The sequence below is a fragment of the Limnohabitans sp. 2KL-3 genome, assembly GCF_001269405.1.
Lineage (GTDB): Bacteria > Pseudomonadota > Gammaproteobacteria > Burkholderiales > Burkholderiaceae_C > Limnohabitans_A.
The window spans coordinates 1-13,287 of record NZ_CXON01000011.1 but is presented as its reverse complement, the minus strand read 5'-3'; the positions used below and the strand labels follow the sequence as shown (position 1 = coordinate 13,287).

9 protein-coding genes and 2 pseudogenes are annotated in these 13,287 nt (G+C 61.1%); 4 read left to right on the top strand and 7 right to left on the bottom strand.

The window, feature by feature from the left end; genetic code table 11:
• Positions 1 to 1,482, bottom strand: a complete 1,482-nt coding sequence (locus tag AMM41_RS13640; RefSeq protein ID WP_089959620.1) for a glutamine synthetase family protein — start codon at positions 1,480 to 1,482, stop codon at positions 1 to 3.
• Complete coding sequence (locus AMM41_RS13635; protein ID WP_089960059.1) at positions 1,479 to 2,870, bottom strand: aromatic ring-hydroxylating dioxygenase subunit alpha; 1,392 nt, start codon at positions 2,868 to 2,870, stop codon at positions 1,479 to 1,481. Before AMM41_RS13635 ends, AMM41_RS13640 begins: the two co-directional genes overlap by 4 nt.
• A gap of 192 nt (positions 2,871 to 3,062) precedes the next feature.
• Here AMM41_RS13635 and AMM41_RS13630 point away from each other — a divergent pair, with 192 nt between their 5' ends.
• Positions 3,063 to 3,458, top strand: coding sequence for a gamma-glutamylcyclotransferase family protein (locus tag AMM41_RS13630; RefSeq protein WP_089959615.1), 396 nt, complete (start codon positions 3,063 to 3,065; stop codon positions 3,456 to 3,458).
• Positions 3,459 to 3,575: 117 nt separating this feature from the next.
• Here AMM41_RS13630 and miaB read toward each other — a convergent pair whose 3' ends face one another.
• The 4 genes and pseudogenes from miaB to AMM41_RS13615 form a co-directional block, all read right to left on the bottom strand.
• Complete coding sequence (gene miaB / locus AMM41_RS13625) at positions 3,576 to 4,913, bottom strand: tRNA (N6-isopentenyl adenosine(37)-C2)-methylthiotransferase MiaB (protein ID WP_089959612.1); 1,338 nt, start codon at positions 4,911 to 4,913, stop codon at positions 3,576 to 3,578.
• Positions 4,914 to 5,633: 720 nt separating this feature from the next.
• Positions 5,634 to 5,753, bottom strand: a pseudogene (locus AMM41_RS22285) (cell division protein FtsZ); the annotation flags it as partial.
• Positions 5,754 to 6,326: 573 nt separating this feature from the next.
• Positions 6,327 to 7,559: pseudogene (locus tag AMM41_RS22280) on the bottom strand (VIT and VWA domain-containing protein); the annotation flags it as partial.
• Positions 7,560 to 7,570: 11 nt separating this feature from the next.
• Positions 7,571 to 7,963, bottom strand: coding sequence for a helix-turn-helix domain-containing protein (locus AMM41_RS13615; RefSeq protein ID WP_089959604.1), 393 nt, complete (start codon positions 7,961 to 7,963; stop codon positions 7,571 to 7,573).
• A 193-nt stretch (positions 7,964 to 8,156) separates the two neighbouring features.
• Here AMM41_RS13615 and AMM41_RS13610 point away from each other — a divergent pair, with 193 nt between their 5' ends.
• Together AMM41_RS13610 and AMM41_RS13605 are read left to right on the top strand one after the other, a co-directional pair.
• Complete coding sequence (locus AMM41_RS13610; RefSeq protein ID WP_089959599.1) at positions 8,157 to 9,437, top strand: AAA family ATPase; 1,281 nt, start codon at positions 8,157 to 8,159, stop codon at positions 9,435 to 9,437.
• The gene (locus tag AMM41_RS13605; protein WP_089959595.1) at positions 9,427 to 10,119 is read left to right on the top strand and encodes an RloB family protein; all 693 of its coding nucleotides are present in this window, start codon (positions 9,427 to 9,429) and stop codon (positions 10,117 to 10,119) included. Before AMM41_RS13610 ends, AMM41_RS13605 begins: the two co-directional genes overlap by 11 nt.
• A gap of 235 nt (positions 10,120 to 10,354) precedes the next feature.
• Here AMM41_RS13605 and AMM41_RS13600 read toward each other — a convergent pair whose 3' ends face one another.
• Complete coding sequence (locus tag AMM41_RS13600) at positions 10,355 to 10,876, bottom strand: DUF2889 domain-containing protein (protein ID WP_089959590.1); 522 nt, start codon at positions 10,874 to 10,876, stop codon at positions 10,355 to 10,357.
• Between the two features lie 108 nt (positions 10,877 to 10,984).
• Between AMM41_RS13600 and AMM41_RS13595 the strand changes: the two genes are divergently transcribed.
• Entirely contained in the window at positions 10,985 to 12,544 is a 1,560-nt protein-coding gene (locus tag AMM41_RS13595; protein ID WP_228769279.1) for a fatty acyl-CoA synthetase, read from the top strand.
• The last annotated feature ends 743 nt before the right edge of the window (positions 12,545 to 13,287 follow it).

Below are 13,287 nucleotides of genomic sequence, written 5' to 3'. Positions count from 1 at the left end.
TTAAATGCGCCCGAAGTATTCGCGGCGGTGGAATTCCTGGGCGTCTTCGGCCTGCGCCATGCGCTGGTGTTCTGCCTGCTTGATGGTGCTGTAGTAGTCCACAAAGGGCTGGCCCAGCGCCTGGCACAACGCCGTATCTTTTTGCAGCGCCCGCACCGCATCGGCCAGACTGCTCGGGATGGTGGCAGCGCCTGCAGAGTAGGGCGTTTCGGTGGCGGGCGGCGCTTGCAGCTGTGCGTCCACCCCGGCCAGCCCGGCGTGGATTTGCGAGGCCATGTACAGATAAGGGTTGGCCGCCGGTTCGCCCAAGCGGTTTTCAATGCGGCTGGCGCTGTCGCCCGGCGCACCAATGACCCGCAGCATGGCGCCCCGGTTGTCACGGCCCCACAAAATCGACTGTGGCGCCATGGCATTGGGCCTGAAACGCCCGTAGCCATTGCTGGTGGATGTGCACAGGGCCGTTAATGCCGGTGCATGTGCCAGCAGACCCGCCAGCCAAGACGCACCCACATCGCTCAGCACCTGTTTTGCATCCAGTGCACCCAAACCCGATGCTGCAGCATCGCGCATGAACACGTTACTTCCCGTGGTCAATTCACAAACCGATTGGTGCAGGTGCCAGCCGCTCGACATGATGTGTTCAAACGGCGGGCGGCACATGAAGGTGGCGTGGTACCCAGCGCGGCGCAGGGCCTGGCGCGTGGCGTTGCGAAACAGCACCATGTGGTCGGCGGCCGTCAGCACATCGCGCACGTCAAACACCGCCTCCACCTGGCTGGGGCCGAGTTCAATTTCGAGCGAGATCAGCGGCAGGCCCAGCGCTTGGGCGGTGCGCTGCACGATGCGAAGCGGCTCTTCGGACCTGTCCATCCAGGCTTCGGTCAGCAGGTTGTAGCCCGGATGGATCAGGCTGACCTCGGGCGCGGGGCCGGGCCAGGCGGCGCGGTCCGGGTCCAGGTCTGCCCCATGCAGCGGGTCTTTCAGGCGGTAGATGTGGAATTCAACTTCCAGCCCGCATTGCATCTGCCAGCCGCGATCGGCCAAGCGCTTCACGGCTTGCTGCAGCACATGGCGCGAATCCAGCGGCACGATGCGCCCATCCGCGAAATAGGGCTGGCACTGCAGCCAGCCGGTTTTTTCGGTCCAGGGCAGCACATGCCAGCTGGCCGGGTCGGGCATGAGCGTGAAATTGCTGGCCCCGGCAAAGCCGGGCAGGGTCTCTTCAATGCCCGGCTCGAACACCTTGAAGGCGGTGCGGTCCGAGCTGTCTTTGAGCAGCAAGGTGCTGACCATGCCGATGCCATTGGCCAGCGCACTGCGCAGCTGCGAGGCCACGATGGTTTTGCCGCGCACCACGCCGTGCAGGTCGCACCAGCCCAGGCGGATCAGCTCGATGCCCGAGGCTTCCACCTGCCGCACCAGCTGCTCGCAAGCGGCTTCACGTTCGCGGCTGTGCAGGCCGCAGCGTTCAGCGAAGCTCATGCCGCGCTCGTGTCGGCTGAAGCGGCCACATCACCCGGCAGTGCCGCGTCCCACGGTGCGCTGCTGCGCTTGGCGTCGCAGGCTTCGCGCCACCACTGTGGCCACTGGCCGCTGGGGGCGATGCCATCCACCGTGTCGGGGCCCAAACGCTGGCTGGCCACACCCGCTTGCGCAAAGCCGGGCGGCAAGCCTCCGGCCTGTACCGTCTCGATGGCTTTGAGCAAGATGCGCCGGTTCGCCATGATCACCTTGTCGCTGGTGCCCAAGTGCTCGCGGGTGCGGTCCTGGATCGCGCCCATGCTCTCGCAGGCCCACTGGTCGTGCACGTTGATGTCGTCCTCGCCCATGCCCAGATAAGTGCGCGAGACCTGCTCTTCGGGGTTGAAGCCCCAGTGGTTGTGCTTGCCCGCTTTGGGGATGTAGTCGGGCAGCGTGACCGAGGGCAAGCGCTGGTTGCGCATGGCCTCTTTGTCCACCGGGCCGTCAAAGCTGGTGAACACCGAGTACCAATAAGTGTGCGTGTCGTCCACCGGCACATGCATCTGCGTGATGGTCATGGTCTCGGACAGCGGAATCACAAAGGTGTGCGGGAACAGCGCATTGGTCACTCGCACATGGGTCAGCGCCTCGTTGATCGGGCGCAGGGCCGTCAGGCGCAGGCCCGCATCGGTGGGCTCAAACGAAATTTCCGGCTGGTCCAGCTCGCGCATCACGCGCGTCATGGGCCAGCGCTCGCCCTGCACATCGCCCGCACTCGCGCCGCGAAACTGGCGGCCATAACTGCCTTCGAGCGACTCGTCATTGAAGAATCGGTGCAGGTACGACGCATGCGCCGGGTCAATGCCCACCTCAAAGGCCTGAAGCCAGTTGCAGTGCCACAGACCCTTGAATGCAAAGGTGTGGGTGGCCGGGGCGCTGAAAGCGTCGATGCCCGGCAGAGGCGGCGGGGTCTGGCCTTCGGGGCCGAACCAGCCAAACAAAATGCCACTGCGCTCGATGATCGGGTAGCTGCGTTGGCGCACCCGCTTGCACAGCGTGCTGCCGGTGGGCTCGGCGGGCGTTTCGATGCACTGGCCCGTCACGTCAAACTTCCAGCCATGAAAAGGGCAACGCAGGCCATCGCCTTCGTTTCGGCCAAAGGACAGGTCCGCGCCCCGGTGTGGACAGTCGCGGTCGAGCAAACCATAGTCGCCCTGCGCGTTGCGAAACAGCACCAGGTCTTGTCCCAATATGCGCACCGCCTTCACGGGGCGAATCGCCATGCGCGGGTCGAGCGCGGGGTTGAACTCGTCCACCAGCGCCACGGGCTGCCAATAGTGGCGCATCACCGCGCCGCAGGGTGTGCCCGGGCCAATGCGGGTGATGAGTTCGTTTTGTTCTGCTTTCATGGGGGTCTCTGGCTTGCGCTGTGTGTCTGCCGTTGGCGTGCGTCCGATTTTGAGGGACCACGCAGGTTTCTTGCCAGTCAGTTTAAACGGCTGCATGGGCGGGTCCTGCCAACAGGCGACACGGTGATTGGGGCTTGATGTGTGTCAATTTTGAGCTGACCAGATAGACCGCCATGACGCAAAATCCAGTTCATGCAACACACACTTTTCATCTACGGTACCTTGATGCCCGGCCTGCGCTTGGAAGCCGAAATGCACGGCGCCCGCTTTGTGGGGCCAGCCCATATCGCGGGGCGATTGATCGATGTGGGCCGTTACCCCGGGCTACTTCAGGGAGACGGGCAAGTCACTGGTGAAGTCTATGAAGTGGATGATGCTCACCTGGCTCGTCTGGATGAGGTGGAAGGCGTGGTGCCCGGTGACCGCAACGCCTCTCAATACTGGCGCGAAGAAGTAACTGTGCTCAGCGGCCCGCTGCAAGGCCAGCATGTGCAGACCTATGTGTACAACCACCCTGTGGATGGCTGCACGCCCATCCCGCACGGCGACTACCGCCGCTATATCCGCGAAGTCGGTCGCGACTCCTGATTCCCCGTAGGTCGGTGGCTTCAGCCCCGACATGCCTTGGGGATGTGCTGTGTCGGGGCTGAAGCCACCGACCTACAAAAAACGCAGATCGGCACTTTCAAATCCGACATGGACGCATCAATCCCGAATCACCAACTCCCCCCGCAGCGAATGCGACAGCCCTTGGGTGATGCGCACATCCGCCATCTGACCAATCAGCCGGTCCATGTTGGGGCCGCCGGGGAAGTTGACCACCCGGTTGCACTCGGTGCGGCCCGCCAGCTCGGTGGCGTCCTTGCGTGAGGGGCGCTCGACCAAAATGCGCTGCACCGTGCCCACACGGCTGTCGCCGATGCGCTGCACGTTCTCTTCGATGGTGGCTTGCAGGTGGTGCAGGCGGCGCAGTTTTTCGGCGTGTGGCGTGTCGTCGTGCAGGTTCGCCGCTGGTGTCCCAGGGCGGGGGCTGAAGATGAAGCTGAAACTCGTGTCAAAGCCCACATCGGTGATCAGCTTCATCATCTTCTGGAAGTCGTCCTCGGTCTCACCGGGAAAGCCCACGATGAAATCGCTGCTGAGCGACATGTCGGGGCGGATCGCCCGCAGCTTGCGGATCGTGCTCTTGTATTCCATGGCGGTGTAGCCGCGCTTCATGGCCATCAAGATGCGGTCCGAGCCGTGCTGCACCGGCAGGTGCAGGTGGCTCACCAGTTTGGGGATCTTTTCGTACGCATCGATCAGGCGCTGGGTGAATTCGTTGGGGTGGCTGGTCACGTAACGGATGCGTTCGATGCCCGGCATGTCGGCCACGTATTCCAGCAACAAGGCAAAGTCAGCAATGTCTGCCGTGCCGCCCATCTTGCCCCGGTAAGCGTTCACGTTCTGGCCCAGCAACGTGATCTCTTTCACGCCCTGCGCGGCCAGGCCCGCCACCTCGACCAATACGTCGTCAAACGGGCGAGAGACCTCTTCGCCCCGGGTGTAGGGCACCACGCAGTAGCTGCAATATTTGCTGCAGCCTTCCATGATCGACACAAAGGCGGTGGCACCGTCCACCTTGGCAGGCGGCAGGTGATCAAACTTTTCAATCTCGGGGAAGCTGATGTCCACCTGCGGGCGCTGCTTGCGCTCGCGCTCGGCCAGCAATTCGGGCAGGCGGTGCAGGGTCTGTGGGCCAAATACAACGTCCACATAAGGTGCACGCTTGATGATCTCGGCGCCTTCCTGGCTGGCCACACAGCCGCCCACGCCAATCAGCACGCCTTTGGCTTTCAGGTGCTGCACCCGGCCCAAGTCGCTGAACACTTTTTCTTGCGCCTTCTCGCGCACCGAGCAGGTGTTGAACAAAATTAGATCGGCCTCGTCCACGTCCTGCGTGGGCTCATAGCCCTGGGCCGCGCCCAGCACATCGGCCATCTTGTCCGAGTCGTACTCGTTCATCTGGCAGCCAAATGTTTTGATGAAGACCTTCTTGCTCATGCAGCCTCCACGGAATCAAGGGATGTGATGAAGTCAAGGCAAAGCAAAGCACGCCAAAGTAAAGCACGCCCGGAAAGGGCCAAAGTGCAGCGGTTCATGGTGTAGATCCAGAGGCTGTTGAGGGGAAGCGCTTGGGGCGCTGGGGAGGGGGGATTATCGCTGCTACGCCGCCTTGTCCTCGCCCCTCGAACTCAGCGCCCCCTCCAAACCCGTGATCAAGCGGGTCTTGGCGCTGCTGTCCACGTTGGCCAATTCCACCTCCAGCAAGCGCCGTGCATGGCGGTCCAGGGGCAAGCTTTTTTCGTCGGCCAGCCACAGCAGCAACACGGCCCAGACCAGGGCGGGGCTGCCCAGGGCTTTGGCGTGGTGCAGCACAAAGTCGGCCATGAAGGCGGTGCGTGCGGTGCCCAGGCTGACCGAGAGGGCGGCGCGGAAGCTGCGTTTGCCGTAGGCCTGGGTGTTGAACTGTTGCAGCAGGTCCACCAGTGGGTTGTTGGGGGCGTCCAGGCTTTGCAGCACCACGCTCAGTTGGGTGAAGGTGTTGCTGTAGGTGCGCTGGCGTTGTTGTTGCCAATAGTCCGGTGGCAGGGCCTGCCGGGTGGGTGCGGGTGGTGGGGGGCGTACGGGCGTGGGCACAGGCGCTGACACTGTGGTGTTTGGCGGCGGGCTGTAGGCTTTGCTGATGGACTTGGGTAAAGGCAAGGCAGGCGTGTCCGCACCGTCCGCGGCTTTGCGCAAGAAGGCCGGAATCTCAATGTCGTCCATGCCCGCATTGGCCATGCCATCGATCTTGGCGGCTGCGTGGGTGCGGACGGATCGCCAGACGGCAGGTGTATTCATGGGCACATGTTGTCTTGTCGGTTCCATGCGAAAAACAGTATCGGCTGCCATGCTGAAATTGACCTGTAGCTCACGCATCACCGTGCCATGCCCCCCCACGCCCGCCGCCTGCATCTGCGCCACTTGTTGCAGCAGGGGCAGGTCTTGCGCTTTCTCGCCTTCTGCGCGTGTGTGCACCAAGATGAAGTGGGTGTGTGGCGTGACGAGTTGGTATTGCACGGCCAGCGCTCGCTGGCGCTGGATGTCGGTGGTGTCATGCAAGCGTTGTGCGGCGCACAGGCGCGGCAGCACGCCGTCGGTGTCCCACAGCAGTTGTTCGGCTTGGTGAATGAGGGTTTGGCCAGACAGTGTCCAGCGCTGGCGGGGGGCAGCCAGCGGCTTGTGGCTGCTTTGTGCCCATTGGTGCACGGTGTCGCCTTGGCTGATTTCGCGCGGGCTGGGCGATTGGTAGAGCAGCTCTTCATCACTTTCCAGGCGGCAGTCGATGGCGCAGGCGTGGCGCATGCGTTCGAGCAAACGGGCCACGGCTTGTTGCATGCTTTGCTGGGGGCTGACCATTTCGCAGGCACCGCCACTGACTTCGGCCAGCTCGCGCAGCAGACTTTCGGCCGGGGCACTGCCCACGCCCAGCGCAAAAAGGCGGTGGCCCGATTGGCGCACGGTGGCCACGATGTGTTCGATGTTCCAGACCTCGCCATCGGTGATGAGCAAGATGCTGGCGGCTTCCACCGGGCGCTCGTCCTCGGTGGTGATGCGGATCACGGCCTGCAGTGCGGCGTCCATTTCGGTGCCGCCCAAGTCGGCCTGGAGGTTGCGGGCTTCTGAGCGCAGACGGCGTTGGTAGGCTTCGGTGCACTTTTGCAGGCGCGGCAGCACATGCAAGGGTTTGTTTCCAAACCGGGTCATCGACACTTCGTCTTGGCTTGCGAGTTGGTGAAACAGCCAGTCCAGCGCGTCCCGGGCTTGTGCGTTGCTGTCGCCTTGCATGGAGCCTGAGCCATCTACCAGCACTTTCATGCGCAGCGGGGCGGGTGGCGTGCGGGCCGCGTCCCAGTGGGCGGTGGCGCTGCTCAGCAGGGTGTATTGGCCCGGTTGGGTGGCATCGGCGCTGGCCATGGCAAAAGCCATGTCTTTCAGGCCGTGCAGTGTCAGCACAAAGTCACGGTCCAGCCAGGCTTTGTCTTGCAGTTTGACCAGCACACCGTTGTGGTGTTGGACCCGTTGCACACCGTGTGATGGGCTGGTGATGGTGGCCTGGGCCAAGGGGTTGGCAATGTCCAGCGACACATGCAGGCGGTATTCGGCCAGGGGGCTGGCCACAGCGGTTTGGTGCGGGGCCAGGCCACCTTGGAGGTGCTCGTCACCATAGCGCGGGGCTATTGTTGTGGGCAGGGCCAGGCGCAACATGCCGCCTTCGAGGCGCAGCAGTTGGGCATATTCCAGCTCAATCACCACGTTGTCGCCGGGCAAGATGTTGCCCAGGTTGGCGGTGTAGAGGTCTTTGCCCGAGCGCTCCAGCATCACGGGCAGGTCGCCCGACTGGATGGCTTTTTCGTAAGTGGCTTCGGCTTCTTTTTTTTCGACCACCGTGCCGGTCATGCGCTTGCCGTTGAGTTCGACCGCCATGCCCAGCAGCACGCTGCCCCAGGCCAGCGGAAAGGTGTAGACGCATTCGAGGTTGTCGCTGGAGGTGTTGCGGTAAACCTGCCGCAGCTTCATGCGCAGCACCAGTCCTTGCAGTTGGCCTTGGGCATGCACCGATTGAAGGGCCACTGCTTCATCTTTGTCTCGGCTTTTGAGGCCCATCACAGTGTGGTTCATTTTGTTTTCTCCCATTCGGTCATGACGCTGCGCACAAAGGCGCGGAGTTGTTCGGGCGACAAGCCCGCTTCTTGCGGGTCGATTTGCAGCTCTATGCCCGGCGCGATGAACACATGGCTGTGCACGCGGATGGCCCCGGGTTGGCGCTCGCCCTCGGGCACGGGCGATTCGCCGCCGGCCAAGACGGTGCGGATGCGCTCCAGCGACACCCCGGCATCGGCCAACTTGCGTATCTGCATGAGCTGGCCCAAATGCACAGGCGTGTAATGCGCCGCCCGGGTCTCGCCCACAGGGCGGTCCACCAGGCCCAGCTGCATGTAGTAGCGAACCGTGCGCTTGGGCAAGTCGGTCAGCGCACAGAGCTGGTCAATGGAGTAGATGGTGGTCATGGGGTTATTGTGACACAACTGCTGTCGCAATAACTGTCATTAATAAAACGAACCTTATCCTGTCGTTAAGTTGGGCGTTTCAAAACTTGCAGGGGCTGTGGTTGTGGTTCACCTCATCCCGGATAAATTAAATTTCCATCATAATTTTTGCGTATAACATGCAAAAAAATGCATCTGATGCATAATTTCATCTATGTTGATTGAATTTTCAGTGAGTAATTACCGCTCCATCCACCAACGCCAGACCCTGAGCATGGCGGCTGCGCCTGCTTATGACGAGTTGCTGGCGTCGAACACGTTTGAGGCCAGTGCAGGCACCAGCCTGCCGCGTTTGGTGCGTTCGGCCGTGTTGTACGGCCCCAATGCTTCTGGCAAAAGCACGCTCATTGCGGCGCTCGATTTCCTGCAAGCCTTGGTCTTGCGTTCGCACCTGCATCAGGCGGGTGACTCACTTGACGTGGTTCCTTTCAAGCTGTCTCCCCAGTCCCGGGCAGAAGACAGCGAGTTTGAAATCACTTTTCTGGAAGCGGGTGTGCGCTATGAATACGGCGTGCGCTGTAACGCCGTACGGGTGACCGAAGAGTGGCTGTTTGCTTATCCGCAAGGACGTGCTCAAAAGTGGTTCCACCGTGTGTGGGATGGAGAGGCAGGCAAAGACGTTTACAAGTTCAGCGCCCAGTTTGTTGGCGGGCGCAAACGCCAGGACTGGGCCGATGAAACCTTGGAGAACACGCTGTATTTCTCCAAAGCGGTTCAAAACAAGCAGGAGCAACTTCGCCCCGTGTTTGATTGGTTCAAAGACCGATTGCGCGTGGTGGCCGCACCGCACAGTCTGAGCGCGGGGTACACCCTGCAGCGCTGCCAAAACGCTGCAGACCGACAACGGATTGTGGAATTCATGAACATGGCCGATCTGTGCATTGCAGACCTTCGGCTGGAAGAGTCCACGTTTGCAGTTGACCAGTTGCCCAAAGGGATGCCGTCTGCTGTGCGCGATCAAATGGCCAAGGACCTGGATGGCAAGAAAATCACTTCGGTCAAGTTTGTGCACCAAGATGTGGTCACTGGCGAGGGCGTTGAATTTGCAGAAGAGGAAGAGTCTGACGGCACCCGCGCCTTGTTTGCTTTTGCCGGGCCTTGGCTGGACGTGACCGAAAACAACCGCGTGCTGGTGGTGGATGAGCTCGATACCAGCTTGCACCCGATGCTGGTCCATTACCTGGTCAAGCGTTTGCATTTGGAAAACGCCAAAGCGCAGTTGATTTTCACGACACACGACACCACGTTGTTGAGCCAAAAAATTCTGCGGCGTGATCAGGTGTGGTTCATGGAGAAAGACGCGCAACGGGCGTCCAAGTTGTATCCCCTGTCAGATTTCAGCCCACGCGAAAACGAAGCGATTGAGCGTGGTTATTTGAATGGCCGTTATGGCGGTATTCCATTTTTGAAGGATTTGGACTTTTATGGGGTCTGACGATCTTTTCAAAAAGCGCAAGGCCAGGGCCAGTAATTCCCTGGCCCGGCTGCAGCAGCAGCGGGCGCAAAGTCCACGCTGCTTGATCGTTTGTGAAGGCAGCAAGACCGAGCCGCATTATCTGGCTGAGCTGCGCGAGGTGTGGGGCATTCCCCATTCATGGGTGAGCATCAAGCCCAGCGAGGGTTCTTCACCAGACCGTGTGGTGCAAACGGCTGAGAAACTGTATGCCGAAGATGCTCGGATGGGCGACAGTTTTGACCAGGTTTTTTGCGTCTTTGACCGCGATGCTCACCCGACATTCAGTCCCGCCGTGCAACGCACACGCGAGCTGGCAGCTGGTGGCAAGCCTTTCCAAGCCATCACGTCAACGCCTTGTTTTGAGTTTTGGTTTTTGCTGCATTTTGGCTATTCGGATGCGCCTTTTGCCAAGGCAGGCAACAAATCGGTGGGCGATGTGGTGGTCAGCCAATTCAAAACCAAAGCGGGTTTGGCGCAATATGGCAAGGCTCAGCGCGGCTTGGCAGCGCTGTTACAAGACAAATTGGCGCTCGCAAGCAAGCACGCCAGCCAGTTGCGTCAGTCCGCTGTCAAAACGCTCAAACAAGACCCGCAAATCCACGCCAACCCTTGGACCAATGTGGATGAAGTGGTGCAGTACATCGAAGGCTTGAAGCGTTGATACCGCTTGAGGCTTATCGAGACTCTTCTAGGGTTTGACGGTTTTTAAAATTCGTCAACTGTTCACGAGCTATCGCCAATTTGGCATCCAGTATGGCCATTACAAGTTCTGTTGGCACGTCATTTCCGGACTGGGGGGCATCTCAATCGTGATGAGAACACGCGTCAGAAAGTCGGCATGGCGCTGGGGGGACGACTGGATTGGGTGCAATTTTTTCTCAAGATTCATTGGACCCCTACACAGCCTTCGGCCTGAAAAACATCGGATACGCCCTCTGCACCGTCGGGCTGTCAAAAGCCCAGCTGTGGCATTGGCCCAGGAAATAGGGCGCTTGGGTCATTTCGGGGTGGGGCTGGCCTGCCAGTTCGCGGCGCTGCCATTGGCCGGAAGGCAAGGTTTGGTAAGCGGCTGTGGCCATGTTGAACAACATCTCGCGCAGGTGTGTGCAACCGTCGGTGCCGCCCACATGTTGGTTGATGACCTTGCGCCAGCCCGGACCCATGGTGCAGCCGATGAGTTTGTGCATGTTGTGTGGAGCGCCGGTGCATTCGGCGTGGGGGATGTCGTCCATGGAGGTGGCGATGTCCTGGATGACCATCTGGTTGTCCAATGTGACGCGGATTTTCAGGTTGTGGATTGGCGCATCGCCAGGGAAAAGCCGTTCATTGGGCACCTGAAAGTTGAAGGTCTTGACGTCGGTCAGTTGGGCTTCGATGTCCCACAGACCGTCTTCGCGGTCAAAACCTTGGTACACCACGGTTCGCGTATGTGACAGTTTTCGGGGGGATGCTGGGGGTAGTGCCAATGGAATTCTCTGATGGGTGATGTTGAATGCTTCAATCATATCTACAGAGGAGTCCTGAGCATGTCGCAGTCCATCCACCCCGCCGTTCGCCGCCAGACCATTGCCGATGCCTTGCGCCGCACCGCGATCCGCTTGCCCACCAAGACCGGCATCGTGTGTGGTGCCACCACCTGGACCTATGCCGAGTTCGACGCCCTGGTGAGCCGTCTGGCCGCAGGCCTGGCCAGCATCGGCGTGGCCGAGGGCGACAAGGTGGCAGTGTTGGCCCGCAATTCGCACGGGTTTGCGGCGCTTCGCTTTGCGCTGGCCCGCCGGGGCGCGGTCATGGTGCCGATCAACTTCATGCTCAAGGCCGAAGAAGTCGCTTACATCTTGCGCCACGCGGGGGCTAAAACTTTGGCCACCGACAGCGGCCTGGCCGAGCTGGCGCAGGCCGCCAGCAAGCTGGACACAAAAGTTGAGCAGTTCATCTGGCTGCCCTCCGAAGACCCGAGCCAGAGCGTGGCGGGCATGCACAGCTTTGATGTGCTGGCAGCCTGCACCGATGCATTGCCCGATTTGCGGCTGGGCAGCTACGACGTGGCGCAGATCGTCTACACCAGTGGCACCGAGTCGTCGCCCAAAGGCGCACAGCTCACGCACGACGCGGTGATGTGGCAATACGTCAGCTGCGTGATCGACGCCGAAATTGCCGAGTCCGATGTGGCCCTGCACGCGCTGCCGCTTTACCACTGCGCCCAGCTTGATGTGTTCTTTGGCCCAGCCATTTACATGGGCAGCACCAACGTCATCACATCCAAACCCACGCCCGACAACCTGCTGCCCATGCTCGAAAAGTTCGGCATCACCAGCTTCTTTGCGCCGCCCACGGTGTGGATCGCGCTGCTGCGCTCACCGCTGATGGATGCGGGCAAACTCGTCCAACTGGCCAAGGGCTACTACGGCGCGTCCATCATGCCGGTGGAGGTGCTCAAAGAACTGGCTTCGCGCCTGCCCCAAGTGCGGCTGTGGAATCTGTATGGCCAGACCGAAATCGCGCCGCTGGCCACCATGCTGGCCCCCGAAGACCAGCTGCGCAAACCGGGTTCTTGTGGCAAGGCCGTGCGCAACGTCGAAACCCGTGTGGTGAATGACGCCATGCAAGACGTGGCTGTGGGCGAGGTGGGCGAGATCGTGCACCGCTCGCCGCATTTGATGCTGGGTTACTTTCACGACGACGAGCGCACCCAAGCTTCGTTTGAGGGCGACTGGTTCCACAGCGGGGATCTGGGCATGATCGACGAGGAGGGCTACATCACCGTGGTGGACCGCAAGAAGGACATGATCAAGTCCGGCGGCGAAAACGTGGCCAGCCGCGAGGTCGAGGAAATGATTTACCGCTTGCCGCAAGTGAGCGAAGTGGCGGTGATTGGCCTGCCCGATCCCAAATGGGTGGAGGCTGTGACGGCGGTGGTGGTGGTCAAGGCCGGTCAGACCTTGGACGAGGCGGTGGTGATCGCGCACTGCGCCCAGCACATGGCCGGTTTCAAGTGCCCCAAACGGGTGGTCTTCACCGACACGCTGCCCAAGAACCCCAGCGGCAAACTGCTCAAGCGCGATTTGCGGGTGCACTATGCCTGAAGCTCATTGAGCCGGCCCTGTGAAGTTTCAAGTGAAAGGCTTGACTTGGCATAGCGATCGGTGTGGGCATTCCGTCCTCCGGGCGATGTTCTTTTTGTAGGAGCCCCGCCTTCGGGGCGATTGCATTTTGTAGGAGCCCCGCCCTTGGGGCGATGGTGGGTGGTCGGCGATGCTTGATCGCGACGAGGGCGTCGCTCCTACGGAGGCATTGCCCTGTGTTTTGTGGGAGCCTCGCCCTCGGGGCGATTGTTGGTGGTCTGCGAGGCTTGATCGCGACGGGGGCGTCGCTCCTACAAGGGCATTGCCCTGCATTTTGTAGGAGCCCCGCCCTCGGGGCGATGGGGCGTGGTCTGCGAGGCTTGATCGCGACGAGGGCGCCGCTCCTACAGGGGGAATGCCCTGCATTTTGTGGGAGCCCCGCCCTCGGGGCGATGGTTGGGGGTCTGCAAGGGTGATCGCGACGAGGGCGTCGCTTCCAGTGCGCCCGTGAAGGCGCGTACACAGCATGGTGAGAGTCCATGTCGGGGTAAGCCAAGGCCCCGTAGTCGAAGGTAACTGCGTCGCTGCGAAGCGGGGTGGAGAGCAACCGGAGGCGAACTGGCGGTGCGCAGTAAAGCGAACTCGATTCGGCAGGGAGTGGCGGCGAGCTGGCTGGGAGAAGGCGAAGCCTGAAACACATCGCATGCGTTGTTTTGGTGGATAAAACGACATGCGGGCCACCCATGTGGTTGGCGGCTCCCCGT

Bases quoted from the DNA above. Each gene is read 5' to 3' on its own strand.
- AMM41_RS13610 (WP_089959599.1), top strand. From the start codon at position 8,157: ATGTTGATTGAATTTTCAGTGAGTAATTACCGCTCCATCCACCAACGC.
- AMM41_RS13605 (WP_089959595.1), top strand. From the start codon at position 9,427: ATGGGGTCTGACGATCTTTTCAAAAAGCGCAAGGCCAGGGCCAGTAAT.
- AMM41_RS13615 (WP_089959604.1), bottom strand. From the start codon at position 7,963: ATGACCACCATCTACTCCATTGACCAGCTCTGTGCGCTGACCGACTTG.
- miaB (WP_089959612.1), bottom strand. From the start codon at position 4,913: ATGAGCAAGAAGGTCTTCATCAAAACATTTGGCTGCCAGATGAACGAG.
- AMM41_RS13630 (WP_089959615.1), top strand. From the start codon at position 3,063: ATGCAACACACACTTTTCATCTACGGTACCTTGATGCCCGGCCTGCGC.
- AMM41_RS13595 (WP_228769279.1), top strand. From the start codon at position 10,985: ATGTCGCAGTCCATCCACCCCGCCGTTCGCCGCCAGACCATTGCCGAT.
- AMM41_RS13635 (WP_089960059.1), bottom strand. From the start codon at position 2,870: ATGAAAGCAGAACAAAACGAACTCATCACCCGCATTGGCCCGGGCACA.
- AMM41_RS13640 (WP_089959620.1), bottom strand. From the start codon at position 1,482: ATGAGCTTCGCTGAACGCTGCGGCCTGCACAGCCGCGAACGTGAAGCC.